The sequence below is a fragment of the Bradyrhizobium sp. USDA 4516 genome, from assembly GCF_054055915.1.
In genome coordinates this window covers 6,080,445-6,093,440 of sequence record NZ_JBSRXT010000001.1, presented here as the reverse complement: position 1 = coordinate 6,093,440, position 12,996 = coordinate 6,080,445, and the positions used below count along the sequence as shown (strand labels likewise).

Sequence of the window (12,996 nt, the reverse complement as noted above, 5' to 3'; positions counted from 1 at the left end):
CCGCAGGAAAAGAAACGGACGCAGACGCAACCGAACGAACCGAACCGAATCAACTGGACGCGACGCCGATATTCTGTGGAAAAGGTAAATAAAGTCTAACTAAATTCTTAGTCGCGAACGGGCGATCGAAGAAGTCCGCTCTACTACGGAGTTTCTCGCTCGAACTGCCTCAAGTCATCGACTTGCCGTGGTGGCGATGCGCACCGCTCCTGGGGCGGAATGATCCACAGCAAACCGTCGCAGCCGTCGCGCGTTTGCCCATCCCGTTGCGATCGGTCGGCGCCATCGCGCCGCGCACCGTCGAGTCCGTCACACAAGGGACCCCCAAAATGAAAGACCCGTCCGGGGGGACAACCGGACGGGTCAAAGCCATATGGGCGCTTGGGGTGGATGGGCGCTCGCGCCTGATATAGCCGGGGAGGGATAAACCGCTCCCACACACATAAGTCGTGAGAGGAAGGCGGACGTTCAAATCGCCGGCGATTTTTTTAACCTTCTCGCGCCGCGGTTCCATCGCACCGTTGCCGGCGTTCGGCGTCGAAAATCACTGCGCAGCACGGCGATTTGCAGCGGAATCCTCCGATGCGATCGACGGCGCGGGTTCATTCGACGTGCGGCTCACGGAAGTGTTATTGCTGTCGGCCTGCTGTGCAGGCTGCGACGGTTTGTCCGCGGCAGAGGCACCGGGCGCACTGGTCGCCGCCATCACCGCGGCAAGCGCGTCCGCCTCCCCTGCACCGAACAGATCGTCACGTCCAGGTGTCCCGAGATCGCGCGCCGTGCTGGCCAGGACCCGTCGCACCTCGGCGGGCTTCAATGCCGGATTGCGTTCCAGCACCAAGGCCGCGATGCCGCTGACGAACGCGGCCGAAAACGAGGTGCCCGACATCAGCTGGTATTTGCCATCGGGCACCGGCGCGAGGAGGTCGGCGCCCGGGGCCGCCAGCGCGATATGGCTGCCGCGGTTCGAGGCCGCCATCAGCCGGTCGCCGGCATCGGTGCCACTCACCGCGATCACATCGGGATGGGCGGCCGGATACAGCGGCGGCGATGTCGCGCCGGCATTGCCGGCCGCGGCGACCAGCACGACGTCCCGCATCACGGCAGCGGCCACCGCGCGCTCGACCAGGGCGTCCTTCGGTCCGGCGAAGCTCATGTTCACGATCTGCGCGCCATGCGCCACCGCGTAGTCGAGGCTCCTGAGGATCACATAGGAGGTGCTCCCGGCGCCGCCCGCGACCGCACCGAAGGCGCAGATCGCCAGGATCCGCACTTCCGGCGCGCTCCCCGTGAGCCTGACACGCGCCGCAATCGCGCCGGCAATGGCGGTGCCGTGGGCGTTTGGAGCATCCTTGCTGCCGAGCGCATCGAACGTATCGGCGACCGTGTTCGCCAATTCCGGATGGGCGGCGTCGACGCCGGAGTCGATCACGGCAATGGTGACATTCATCCCGCGCGCCAGCTTGTGAGCCGCGGGCAGATGCAGCTGTGTCTGGGCATATTGCGCCGGATCGCTGCCGCCCGACGCCTTCTGGTCCTGCAGCGCGTAACGGTAGTTGGGCTGTACGGAGCGGACGCCGGCATCGCTTGCGAGCTCGCGGCTCGCCGTTTCGGCCGAACGATTGCCCAGGATGCGGAACAGGCCGATCGTCGCATCCAGCAGCGCGACATTCTGCGAGGCGATCCGCCTCAACCCATGACGGCGTGCGAGTGCATCTGCTTCCGCCTCCGTCAATGCACCGTCGATTTCGGCCACGAGCTCATTCGGCAGGGTTCGCACGCTCGACGCATCCTGTGCACGCAAACTGCCGCCACCGCCGGCCCTGCCCTTCCGCGTTGCGCCCTTGCCGCCGTTGCCGGCGACCGGCCGGTCGGAACATTGGCCTCGATCGCCGTCATCGCAATTAGCGGAGAGACGGGGCGCGGGGCGCACAGGGGGCGGCACGCGCGGTCGCGGCCCATCGTCGGTCCACGACGAGGCCGGGCCACGGTCCACCGATAGCGGCGGCATGCGGCCAACTGGGCCGCCGAACCCGCCGGCGGGATTGCCACCAAGCTTTCCGATGCCGGGATTGGCCCGCAACCCGGGCGAGACCTGTGGCGCGCCGCCACCGGTCGGCGATCGCATGAAATTCTGGGCGGAGGCGGAGCCGGCAACACAGACCAGCAACAATGCTGCGGCTGCGGCGATCGCGTGGTTCGTCGATCTGGTCCGGCCGTTGGCGGCCATGGTGACCTCAACTCGGCGCAGAACCGTCAGCCGCCGATTACGGCGTTTCGACCGCGAGGCTGACGATCTTCTCCTTCTGCAAACGCGCAATCAGCGCAGCGACGCTGCTCTTGTCCATTGCGCGGAACTGCAGCCGGAACATCCCGCCCTTCCCGTCGAGGATCGAGGCCTGGTAATTGTCGAGCAGCGACGTGATGTCGGCGACCCTGGCATCGGGTATGAAGCGCACCAGCAGCCGGGTCGGCGTCGCCGCCACGCTGGCGCCGAGGTCGCGCGTGATCGGCGCACTGGGCGCGACCGGCGCACTGCGCTCGGCGACATCGAGCGACGCCGTCTGGAACAAGGCCGGCTGGCTGCGCATCAGCACCGCGCCGATCACGCCCGCCTGCAACAACACCACGACCGCACCGAGGCCGGACGACCACGCCAGCGTCCGCGGCGACAATTTCGAAAAGAACTCCGAGACGGAGGCCGACATGCGCGAGCGCATCGACGGCTTGTGCTCCGGCTCGGCATCGATCGCGGCGAACAGCTTCTGCATCGCGCGCGCCGAGGGCGCACCGAGGCTCTCGTTGAGGCCGATGGTCTCGGCATATTCCTCGCGAATGACGGCATACTGCCGGGCGAGCTCCGGATCGCTCGCAAGCGCGTCCTCGACGCGGCGCGTGTCACGCGCGTTCAGCGTGCCGGCCGCGTGCCAGGGCAGCAGCATCTCGATATCGTCAGGCTCTTGCACCTTTGTTCTCGCAGCCATCATGGCCAACCTCGCTCGACACCGGCTGCCTTCAGCAACTCGGCAAGTTTCTTGCGCGCATAGAACAGGCGCGTCTTCACGGTATTCTCCGGAATCCCCACGATCTCAGCGACGTCTTCCACGGATTTCTCGTGATAGTAGACAAGATCGACAATTTCCCGATGTTCCGCCGATAGTCCCGTCAGGCACCTACGCAGCGTGTCACCGGTGTCCTTCTTCTGCACCACCGTTTCCGGATCGTCGGACGTGTCCTCGATCGCGTTCGCGGCCTCATCGTCCAGCTCGGCGTCCTTCCTTCGCCGCAGCGAAGACAACGCCTTGAACCGGGTAATCGCCAGAAGCCAGGTCGAAACGGCGGATCGTCCCTCAAACTTGCCCGCCTGACGCCACACGTCCAGGAAGACCTCGCTGATGAGATCTTCCGCCACCTGTTCGTCCCGCACGAGCCGAAGCCCGAAGCGGTACACCCTGACATGGTGCCGCCCGTACAGCACCTGCATGGCAAGCCGGTCGCCTTGAGCGATCCGAGCGATCAGAACGTCGTCTGAAGCCGCCTGTGTCGCGCTCAATGCCCGTCTCGCAAAGTTGGTCTGAAGGGGGCGGTGCGTGGTTCGACGCGAGAGCCAAGATTCTTCACATTACGGCAATGTCCGCACTGCATGTGTGATCTATGCCACAGTCGGCGCTTCCAATGAGAAAAAATCAGCCGAGACTCGATAAACGGTATCATAATAGTGGAAACTCTCGCGGACAGGCACCATCCGGCGCGACCATACCAAGGCTTTATCGGCACGCCAGCACCGTCACAGCGCAGGCTTGCCGCACATCGCTCCCGTCTCGCCTCTGCGAGCGGATTCCCCTTACGAAACAAGGGCGATGACCGGGCTACACCGGGGTAGATTCGGTTCCAAAAGATACCAAACCTAAAGGCTTTCCCACGTAGATTTTCGCCGGACTTCACCAATGGCGAGACCATGGGCAGCGCTGCGTCGTCACTTCCCAGTCCGATCGCGGGCGCATCGGAAAGCGGCCGTCCCAGGCTGACGGCCGAGCGCCTGGCGCGCCGGGCCAAGCAGCGCCGCCAGATCCAGTCGATGATCGCGGCCTGCTTCGTGCTCGACGCCGTCGTGCTGCTGATCTACGCGCATGGCGGCACCACGTCGGCTTGGGTGGCGGCCGCCTACGCGCTGACCGGTCTGTCTTTGGTCGCCGTCTATGTGGTGCTCTCCGAGCGCGGCTTTCACGAGCGCTTCCGCGACCACTATCTGGTCGCGCCGCAATCGGCGATCAACATGGTGAACCTGCTGGTGTTCACCTACATCGCGCCGGAAGTCGGCGTGCTGTTTCTCTGCAACCTGTTCGTGGTGTTCGGCTTCGGCGCGCTGCGCACCTCGGCGCGGCAGACTGCGATCGTCTGGACCGTCATGGTGCTGGGCCTCGCCGCGCTGTTCCTCGGCACCGACAAGGCGATCGGGATGCCGACCGCGACCCGGATCGATCGCCTCGCCACCATGCTGGTGTTCGCGCTGACGATCGGGCGCTGCATGTGCCTCGGCATCTTCTCCAGTTCGATGCAGCAATCGCTGTACCAGAGCGGGCTGAAGCTGAAGGAGGCCTACCGGCGCATCGAGGAGCTCGCGGAGCTCGATGAACTGACCGGCGCCTCCAATCGCCGCAGCATCATGCGCACTCTCGAAGAGGAGATCGCGCGCTGCGCGCGCAACGGCAGCTCCTGCGCGGTCGCGCTGATCGACCTCGACCATTTCAAGCGCATCAACGACGTCTACGGCCATCCGATCGGCGACGAGGCGCTGCGCACCTTCGCCATCGGCATGTTCGCCAACCTCCGCAGCGTCGATCGCTTCGGCCGTTACGGCGGCGAGGAATTTTTGCTGGTGCTGCCCGACCTGTCGCAGGATCAGGCGATGCGCGCGCTCGAGCGGCTGCGCGCGATCATCGCCGATCTCGACTGGAGCGCATTCTCGCCCGGCATGCGGGTGACGATCTCCGCGGGCGTCACGACGCTCAAGCCGCGCGAAAACTCCGATACGTTGCTCGCCCGCGCCGATGGCGCGCTTTACGCAGCCAAGGCCAGGGGACGCAACCGCATCGCCAGCGGCTGAAATCCTTTTCCTCTTCGGCGCCGGAGAAGCCGTCGCCGCCGCTCCAGGACAGAGTCATGAGTTTGAAGCCCGAGACCGCTCCCGAAAGTCTGCTCGATGAGCTGCAGACGACGCTCGCACACGGCACCGTCGCACGCCGCGTCGAGACGCTGCGCCGCGTGACCGACCTATTCATCAACGGCTCGGTGAACTATTCCAACGAGCAGATCGTGCTGTTCGATGATGTTTTCCAATGCCTGCTCGAGCACATCGAAAACTCGGCCAAGGCGCTGCTCGCCGACCGCCTCGCCCCGATCGATACCGCACCGCCGCAGACCATCCGCACCCTTGCCTTCGACGACCTGATCGAGGTCGCGGGCCCCGTGCTGACGCTGTCGCCGCGGCTCGACGACGACACCCTGATCGAAACGGCGCGCAGCAAGAGCCAGGCGCATCTGCTCGCGATCTCGAACCGCAAGACGCTGAGCGGCGCCGTCACCGACGTGCTGGTGCTGCGCGGCAATGACGAGGTGATCCAGAGCGCGGTCAACAATCCCGGCGCGGAATTCACCGAGCGCGGCTTCACCCGCCTGGTCAGCCGCGCCGAGGGCGACGACAATCTGTCGACCTGCGTCGGGCTGCGCCCGAACATCCCGCGGCATCTCTATCTCAAGCTGGTCGCCAAGGCCTCGGACGCGGTCAGGCAGCGGCTCGAGGCTGCCAATCCGCAGCAGGCCAAGGAGATTCCGATCGCGGTGAAGGAAGCGACGCGACGCGCGCGCTCGGCGCCGGCCGCCGTGACGCCGGACACCACGATCGCGCATGCGCTGGTCAAGTCGCTCTACCAGGACGGCCGGCTCGACGAATTCCAGCTCGCGGCCTTCGCCGAGGCCGGCAAGTTCGACGAGACCAATGCCTCGCTCGCCGCGCTCGCCAACGTCTCGGTCAGCGTCGCCGAGAACATGATGATCGAAACCCGCGCCGAGGGCGTCATGATCCTGGCCAAGGTCTCGGGCCTGTCATGGTCGACGGTGCGGGCGATCATCAACCTGCGCGACGACATCTCGGGCGGCGAGCCGACCGATCTGCAGGCCTGCAAGGACACCTATGAGCGGCTGCGGCCGTCGACCGCGCAGCAGGTGCTGCGCTTCCATCGCATGCAGCAGTCCGCGCCAGCGGCCTAGTAGCGTAGCGCCCGGTTTCCCATCAGTGCGCCGACGCTCGCGACGATCGCGGTCGCCAGCGTGTACCAGGTGGCGACGAACAGCGGCGAGTCATCCGTGCAGTGCGACGCGTAGACGGTTGCCGCCAGCCCTGCCGAGAGCAGGCCGGCTATCGCACCGGCGACCGCCGGCCGCGCCGGCGCGCCCTGCCGCAGCCCGTACAACGCGCCGACCAGCAGCGGCAGCGACATCGCGGGGATCGCGGTCATGCAGGCCATCGAATTCTTGCCGATCAGCCGCGTCATCATCGGCGTCCGCTGCGGCATCATCATCTCGCCGCTGATGGCGGCGACGAGGATGCCGGCGGGAATCAGCAGCCACCAGCCGAAGCCGCGCAGCGAAGCCTCCGGGCGCGACAGATGCAGGCTGACCGCGATCGCCGAGGCGGCAAGCGCCAGCGTCACGGCGAATTTCAGGTCGAAGAACGGATTGTGCATCGCGATCATCACGTCGGGCCGCACGCCGAGTTCGGCGAAGAAGATCAGAAGCGAGACCGGCGCCGCCGCTAGTAGTGCCAGCATCAGCGCAAGACCGATCGGACGCGAGCGATAGGCATTGTCGGCGGCCAGGGTTCGAATGAGTTGATCGGTGTCCATGCTCATCGATCCCGTAATTTCGCAGTGAGGCTCGCAAGCCCGCGATGCAGCGCGACTCGCACCGCGCCCTCGGTCATCGAGAATTTCGCCGCGGTGTCCTTGATCGAGGCGCTGTCGACCGCAATCGATCGCAGCACCTCGCGCTGCCGCGCGGGCAAAGCCTGCAACTGGGCGCTCACCTCGCCCGGTGAGGCCGTCGGTTCCGGTGTTTCCCCGGGCAGCGTCTCGGCGAAATCATCGATGTTGACGAAGATCCGCTTGCCGCGGCGGCGCAGCGCGTCGATCAGCTTGTTGCGCGCGATCGCGAACAGCCACGGCGCGAACGCCGCGCTGGTGTCCCAGGTCTGTCGCTTCAAATGTACCGCCAACAAGATGTCCTGCACGATGTCCTCGGACTGATCGACCGGTTGTCCCGCGCGCGCCAGGCCGCGGCGCGCCGTAGCACGGAGTACCGGCGTGATGGCCTTGAGCAGGCGATGGTACGCCGCATCATCGCCTGAAATGGCCGACCGCATCAGGCCGGTCCATTCATCCTCACGTTCGCGCACGCAGGCTCCTGAATTGCAATTCGGCCGATCTTTCAGTTCGTTACGCGGCATGCCAGACGATCACGAATTCGTGATCTCTATCCTCCAGCAAGACCGCGCCGAGGATCGGCCTCAAAGAATCGCTCCGGCGGGTTTCCAGACGTCACGGCTCATAACACCGATCGGTCCGACAAGCATCGGTGCTGCTGCCGTCGATGGGCCACTGGGAAGAAATTGCCCAGCTTTTGCCCCCGGATGCCCGAAGATTCCCTTTTTCTGCCCCGGTGCGGACACGCAGCGGGGTCTCTTTTCGCCCTTGGGCGGGCGACATGGGGAGATCATCAAAATGAAGATCAAAGCCAGCGGGCGCTTGGCATTGATGGTTGCGACAGGACTGACAGGGCTTCTTGTGTGTCTCGCGGCTCCGTTGCCGGCGCATGCGGCCGGATCGGACGCATCGGCATCGAAATCCGACAGCGCAACGACCGACAAGTCTGCCGAGCAGAGTTCGCGGCATGGCCGGCGCTCGGCACGCCACCGGTCCTCCAGGACCGCTGACAAGACCGCCGACAAATCCGACAGCAAGAAGGCCACCAATAACGACGCCGGCAGGGTCACCTCGGCAGGCATTCCCGCCACCGTCGCCAACGCCAATGCGGAGCTGACCTCCGGCGACGACAATGCAGCGGCGACGCCGGTGAAAGCCAATGTGTTGATTGCCGCGGCCGACAAGCCCGCAGACCAGTCCGACGGTAATGTGGTCGCATCCGACCAGCTCAACGAGGTCGACCGAGCCCTGCAGCAGGAGCAGCCGGCGGAACAGCCGCAGCCGGCCCAGCCGCAGACCGCTCAGGAGGCATCGCCGGCGCCGCCGCCGACGGTTGCCGTGGCTGCACCCAAGCCGGCCCCGGTTCTGGCGAGCAGCGACAGCGCGAGCTGGGACCAGACCTCGCTGATCGGGAAGATCTTCATCGGGTTCGGCGCTTTGCTCACGGTGGCCTCCGCCGCGCGCATGTTCATGGCCTAGCGGAGGCACCTGCGGTGCGGCGCGGGGGGCGCCGCACCGCAGCCCAAAGCCTCGTTTCAGCCACTTGAAGCGCATCCCGTCAGCGGGCACATTGCCCGGCAAATCAGGCACGGGGTTTGCGTCCATGGCTACGTTCGAATTCATCATTGTCGAAAGCAAGGGACCGGTCGGCGTCATCACGCTGAACCGGCCGAAAATGCTGAATGCGCTCTCGTTCGGCGTGTTCCGCGAGATCGCCGCGGCGGTCGACGATCTCGAGGCCGACGACAAGATCGGCTGTATCCTGATCACCGGCAGCGAGAAGGCCTTCGCGGCCGGCGCCGACATCAAGGAGATGCAGCCGAAAGGCTTCATCGACATGTTCAACAGCGATTTCACCGCCATCGGCGGCGACCGCGTCGCCCGTTGCCGCAAGCCGACCATTGCCGCGGTCGCGGGTTATGCGCTCGGCGGCGGCTGCGAGCTCGCGATGATGTGCGACATCATCATCGCCGCCGACACCGCCAAGTTCGGCCAGCCGGAAATCACCCTCGGCACCATTCCCGGCATCGGCGGCACGCAGCGCCTGACCCGTGCGATCGGCAAGTCGAAGGCGATGGACCTCTGCCTGACCGGGCGGATGATGGATGCGGCGGAAGCCGAGCGCTCGGGCCTCGTGTCGCGGATCGTGCCGGCCGACAAGCTGCTCGAGGAGGCGCTCGCGGCAGCCGAGAAGATCGCCTCGATGTCGCGCCCGGCGGTCGCGATGGCCAAGGAAGCCGTCAACCGCGCGTTCGAGACGCCGCTCGCAGAGGGCATGAATGTCGAGCGCAATCTGTTCCACTCGACCTTCGCGCTCGAGGATCGCTCCGAGGGCATGGCGGCGTTCATCGAGAAGCGCAAGCCGGTCAACAAGAACCGCTAAAGCATGATCCGGAAAAGTGCGAAGCGGTTTTCCGGACAAGATCATGCTCAGACAACAGGCTAAGGCGCGATGATCTCATCGCGCTTTAGCCATTCGGCTCCGTTGCAATGCCGCGGTGACGAGCGCGCGATAGGCGCGCTCGGCGAAATGCGTCGGCTTGTCGAGACCGAGCCGCGCCAGGCATTCGCGGTCGGCGGCATCGGGCGGATGTCGCATGCCCTGCCACAGCAGGCCGGCGAGTTGCAGCGGCGTGTGCTGCGCCTGCTGCAAGATCTGCAAGGCCGGAATCAACCGCTGCTCGACATCGGTGAAGTCGCTGCCGAACGGGAATGACGGCAGCAGCCCGGCATCGCGCGCGGGCCTCAGCGCATCGCCGATGCGCTCGGGATAATTTTCGCGATGCGCCGCAGGAATCTCGTAGCTGCGTTGCAGCTTGCCGGCATCCTTTGCCCGCCGCATCAATTCGCCCTGGAAGCGGGAGTCCGAGACCTGCAGCATCGCGGCGATCACGTCGGCATCGGATTTCCCCCTGACGTCGGCAACGCCATATTCCGTGACAAAGACATCGCGCAGATGCCGCGGGATGGTCTCATGTCCATAGGACCAGCGGATGTTCGACTGCGCTTGCTTGCCGGACTGACGGGTCGCCTCCAGCGCCAGCACAGAACGTGCGCCCTCGAGCGCGAATGCCTGCGCCACAAAATTGTACTGGCCGCCGACCCCGCTCACGACCTGGCCGTTCTCGAGACCGTCCGAGATCGCAGCGCCGAGCAGCGTCGCCATCATCGCATTGTTGACGAAGCGCGCATCGACCCGGGCGCGACGCTTGTCGTCCTCGTCGCCGAAGATCTCGTTGGTGAAGGAAACCGGCATCATCTGGATTCGCGCCAGCTGCTCCGGTGCCATCTCGCGCAGCGCCCGGTAGAATGATGGCGGGCCCAGGAAGAATGCGCCGTGCAGGATCACGCCGCCGACCTCGCGCTTGAGGATGCCGGCGTCGATCAACCCGAGGAACGCCTCGAACAGCATCTCGCTGACGCCGTAGAGACCCTTTTCGAACGACCCGGTCTCGGCCGCGGCGGGTTGCCTGGTACCGGGCGCAAGGCGCTGCATGATGCCGTGGAATTGGGCGTTGTCGCGATGGCGGACCACGAGCCCCTGTGCCAGCGCGTCGCCGACCTGCCCGATGCCGATCTGCAACGTGCCGCCGTCGCGGACCAGACCGGCGGCGTGCAAGCCGATCGCATATTTGGTGTCGCTGATCGGCTCGGACGGCGGCGCGAACAGCGGGAAATCGGTCTCGGGACTGTCGAGCACCGCGGCGAATTCATCCGCCGGCAGGTCGCCGGCGCCGGGCATGAAGGGCAGCTCGGAATTGACCTGGCCGATCAGCTTGAACGACGCCCGCCCCTGCGCACGGGCGCGCAGCACGTCGAGCGTGGTGTCGGTGTTGCAGCTCAGGCTGTAGCGCGGCACGCCGTCGACCATGCGCTTGGCAACGAGCTGAAGCACGACATTCAGTCCGCGCGACAACAAATATGACGCCGCATGGGTATAGTTGGCGGAAATGTAGTGCTGTTGCGCGAATGGCTGGTGCAGCCACTGCCCCGCGAGGAAGAAGAACTCGATCACCTTGATGTTGGGCGGAAGTGCGCCGTGATGCAGCGCATCCGCGTAGGCGAGATCTGGATAGCCGCCGAACAGGCGATCGATCACCGGTCCGATGAAGCGCCGTTCGAGCAGGCTCTTCGGCTTCGGCTTTTCCAGCGTCAGCGCGGAGAACAGCGTCAGGTTGATGGAGCGGTCGGCCACTGCTCGCGCATACAGCGCGTTGACGATGTGGTTGGCCTTGCCGAGGCCGAGCGGCAGCCCGACCACCAGTTCGGTTCCGACGTCACGAATGATGTGCTCCGCGATCGCCTCGGGGTCGGAGAAGAATATCGGCATCAGCAATGGACCCGGAAGAGACGGTGGATAACCGGCATCGTTGAATCGACGGCCGGCGGTTCAAACTTATACTTCATATGACCGATACGTGCGCCTGTGACGAACCGGCAACAGACAAGAACTGAAATGATGTGCAGATGTCGCGCGGCGGTTTGTCTGTGGCGGCACCGCCCCGTAAACAGGTAGATGTGTCGGCGGCGTCGGCGGGGGCGCACTGCCGGAGTTTTGGTTTGCGGGATCACATGGTTGAGCGTGCCGCGAGGGTCGGCGACGTAGCGAGGCGCGTGCTTTTGTCGGGCATCGGCCTTGGCGCGCTGGCATGTGCGCTGCTGACGGAGACCGCGGCACGCGCCGAGAGCCTGCCGGACGCCCTGGTCAAGGCGTATCAGACCAATCCGCAACTCAACGCCGAACGGGCGCGCCAGCGTGCGACCGACGAGAACGTGCCGCAGGCGCTGGCCGGCTACCGTCCCCAGATCATCGCCGGCCTGTCGGTTGGTCTGCAAGCGGTGCGCGACCAGCTGCCCGGCAATGTGATCCAGACCGCAACGCTGAAGCCGTGGCAGATCGGCGTCACGGTGACGCAGACCCTGTTCAACGGCTTCAAGACCGCCAACAGCGTCCGCGTCGCCGAGTTGCAGGTGCAGTCCGGCCGCGAGGCGTTGCGCAATGTCGGCCAGGGTGTGCTGCTCGACGCGGTCACCGCCTACACCAACGTCCTGGCCAACCAGACCCTGGTCGAGGCGCAGCGCGCCAACGTCGCCTTCCTGAAGGAGACCCGGGCAATCACCGAACGGCGCCTTAATGCCGGCGACGTGACGCCGACCGATACCGCCCAGGCCGAGGCGCGGCTCAACCGCGGCCTTGCCGATCTCAACGCCGCCGAGGTCAATTACGCGATCAGCCAGGCCACCTATGCGCAGGTGGTCGGCAACGCACCATCCCAGTTGCGCCCGGCCGAGACCATCGACCGGCTGTTGCCGCGCAGCCGCGAGGATGCGATCGCGCTCTCGCTCCGCGAGCATCCCGCCGTCACCGCGGCAGGCTTCGACGTCGACGTCGCCTCGACCTCGATTCGCGTCGCCGAGAGCAGCCTGATGCCGAATGTCTCCGTGCAGGGCAGCGTCAGCCGCAGCCGCGACACCGACACCACGCTCGGCAGCTTCGGCACCGATCAAGCCTCGGTGATCGGTCAGGTGACGCAGCCGATCTATGACGGCGGCACCGCCGCATCGCAGACCCGGCAGACCAAGGAGGTCGCGGCGCAGAGCCGGCTGGTGCTGGATCAGGTCCGCAATCAGGCCAAGACCGCCGTGGTCAGCGCGTGGGTCGCCAATGAGGGCGCCAAGATCGCGGTGTCGGCTTCCGAGTCCGAGATGAAGGCCGCGGAGGTTGCGCTGGCTGGCGTGCAGAAAGAAGCCGCGGGCGGCCAGCGCACCACGGTCGACGTGCTCAACGCGCAGCAGGATCTGATCACCGCGCGAGCACGGCTGATCGGTGCGCAGCGCGACCGCGTGATCGCCTCCTACACGCTGCTCAGCGCGACCGGGCGCCTCGACGTCAAGACGCTGAACCTGAAGACGCCGGACTATCTGCCCGAGGTGCACTACCATCAGGTGCGCGACGCCTGGCACGGCCTGCGCACGCCGTCGGGACAATAGGCATCGTGGAACCGTTCGCACCGCG

The 12,996-nt window shown here is 65.7% G+C and carries 11 protein-coding genes; 5 read left to right on the top strand and 6 right to left on the bottom strand.

What is annotated here, in order from left to right; translation table 11 throughout:
• Positions 1-544: 544 nt before the first annotated feature.
• From ACVI1L_RS27715 to ACVI1L_RS27705, 3 genes are read right to left on the bottom strand one after another with little or no spacing between them, the layout of a single operon-like run.
• Positions 545-2,230 (bottom strand): S8 family serine peptidase, encoded by a 1,686-nt coding sequence (locus tag ACVI1L_RS27715; RefSeq protein ID WP_456784344.1) that lies wholly within the window; start codon positions 2,228-2,230, stop codon positions 545-547.
• Between the two features lie 37 nt (positions 2,231-2,267).
• Positions 2,268-2,987 carry a hypothetical protein gene (locus tag ACVI1L_RS27710; protein ID WP_168856449.1) on the bottom strand — a complete coding sequence of 240 codons (720 nt, stop codon included), beginning with the start codon at positions 2,985-2,987 and terminating at the stop codon, positions 2,268-2,270.
• A complete protein-coding gene (locus tag ACVI1L_RS27705; protein WP_016843228.1) occupies positions 2,984-3,553 on the bottom strand; it encodes a sigma-70 family RNA polymerase sigma factor in 570 nt (189 codons plus the stop codon). The genes ACVI1L_RS27710 and ACVI1L_RS27705 overlap by 4 nt, the downstream gene beginning before the upstream one ends.
• Before the next feature lie 405 nt (positions 3,554-3,958).
• Between ACVI1L_RS27705 and ACVI1L_RS27700 the strand changes: the two genes are divergently transcribed.
• Both ACVI1L_RS27700 and ACVI1L_RS27695 read left to right on the top strand, forming a co-directional pair.
• The gene (locus ACVI1L_RS27700; protein WP_456784343.1) at positions 3,959-5,107 is read left to right on the top strand and encodes a GGDEF domain-containing protein; all 1,149 of its coding nucleotides are present in this window, start codon (positions 3,959-3,961) and stop codon (positions 5,105-5,107) included.
• Between the two features lie 56 nt (positions 5,108-5,163).
• Positions 5,164-6,270 (top strand): DUF2336 domain-containing protein, encoded by a 1,107-nt coding sequence (locus tag ACVI1L_RS27695; protein WP_028331661.1) that lies wholly within the window; start codon positions 5,164-5,166, stop codon positions 6,268-6,270.
• Here ACVI1L_RS27695 and ACVI1L_RS27690 read toward each other — a convergent pair.
• Both ACVI1L_RS27690 and ACVI1L_RS27685 read right to left on the bottom strand, forming a co-directional pair.
• Positions 6,267-6,905 carry an NrsF family protein gene (locus ACVI1L_RS27690; RefSeq protein WP_141339541.1) on the bottom strand — a complete coding sequence of 213 codons (639 nt, stop codon included), beginning with the start codon at positions 6,903-6,905 and terminating at the stop codon, positions 6,267-6,269. The genes ACVI1L_RS27695 and ACVI1L_RS27690 overlap by 4 nt on opposite strands.
• A gap of 2 nt (positions 6,906-6,907) precedes the next feature.
• Complete coding sequence (locus tag ACVI1L_RS27685; RefSeq protein ID WP_456784342.1) at positions 6,908-7,453, bottom strand: sigma-70 family RNA polymerase sigma factor; 546 nt, start codon at positions 7,451-7,453, stop codon at positions 6,908-6,910.
• Between the two features lie 49 nt (positions 7,454-7,502).
• Here ACVI1L_RS27685 and ACVI1L_RS27680 point away from each other — a divergent pair, with 49 nt between their 5' ends.
• Positions 7,503-8,459 (top strand): hypothetical protein, encoded by a 957-nt coding sequence (locus tag ACVI1L_RS27680; RefSeq protein WP_456784341.1) that lies wholly within the window; start codon positions 7,503-7,505, stop codon positions 8,457-8,459.
• Positions 8,460-8,583: 124 nt separating this feature from the next.
• Positions 8,584-9,363, top strand: a complete 780-nt coding sequence (locus tag ACVI1L_RS27675) for an enoyl-CoA hydratase (RefSeq protein ID WP_016843234.1) — start codon at positions 8,584-8,586, stop codon at positions 9,361-9,363.
• Positions 9,364-9,438: 75 nt separating this feature from the next.
• On the opposite strand, the gene ACVI1L_RS27670 is transcribed toward ACVI1L_RS27675, so the two are convergent.
• Positions 9,439-11,310, bottom strand: coding sequence for an acetyl-CoA hydrolase/transferase C-terminal domain-containing protein (locus ACVI1L_RS27670; RefSeq protein ID WP_456784340.1), 1,872 nt, complete (start codon positions 11,308-11,310; stop codon positions 9,439-9,441).
• A 242-nt stretch (positions 11,311-11,552) separates the two neighbouring features.
• On the opposite strand from ACVI1L_RS27670, the gene ACVI1L_RS27665 reads away from it, so the two are divergent.
• Positions 11,553-12,971, top strand: coding sequence for a TolC family outer membrane protein (locus ACVI1L_RS27665; RefSeq protein WP_143271176.1), 1,419 nt, complete (start codon positions 11,553-11,555; stop codon positions 12,969-12,971).
• The last annotated feature ends 25 nt before the right edge of the window (positions 12,972-12,996 follow it).

What these genes read in the sequence shown, in the direction of transcription:
- ACVI1L_RS27715 (WP_456784344.1), bottom strand. Translation starts at nt 2,230, where the DNA reads ATGGCCGCCAACGGCCGGACCAGATCGACGAACCACGCGATCGCCGCA.
- ACVI1L_RS27710 (WP_168856449.1), bottom strand. Translation starts at nt 2,987, where the DNA reads ATGATGGCTGCGAGAACAAAGGTGCAAGAGCCTGACGATATCGAGATG.
- ACVI1L_RS27700 (WP_456784343.1), top strand. Translation starts at nt 3,959, where the DNA reads ATGGGCAGCGCTGCGTCGTCACTTCCCAGTCCGATCGCGGGCGCATCG.
- ACVI1L_RS27695 (WP_028331661.1), top strand. Translation starts at nt 5,164, where the DNA reads ATGAGTTTGAAGCCCGAGACCGCTCCCGAAAGTCTGCTCGATGAGCTG.
- ACVI1L_RS27690 (WP_141339541.1), bottom strand. Translation starts at nt 6,905, where the DNA reads ATGGACACCGATCAACTCATTCGAACCCTGGCCGCCGACAATGCCTAT.
- ACVI1L_RS27680 (WP_456784341.1), top strand. Translation starts at nt 7,503, where the DNA reads ATGCCAGACGATCACGAATTCGTGATCTCTATCCTCCAGCAAGACCGC.
- ACVI1L_RS27675 (WP_016843234.1), top strand. Translation starts at nt 8,584, where the DNA reads ATGGCTACGTTCGAATTCATCATTGTCGAAAGCAAGGGACCGGTCGGC.
- ACVI1L_RS27670 (WP_456784340.1), bottom strand. Translation starts at nt 11,310, where the DNA reads ATGCCGATATTCTTCTCCGACCCCGAGGCGATCGCGGAGCACATCATT.
- ACVI1L_RS27665 (WP_143271176.1), top strand. Translation starts at nt 11,553, where the DNA reads ATGGTTGAGCGTGCCGCGAGGGTCGGCGACGTAGCGAGGCGCGTGCTT.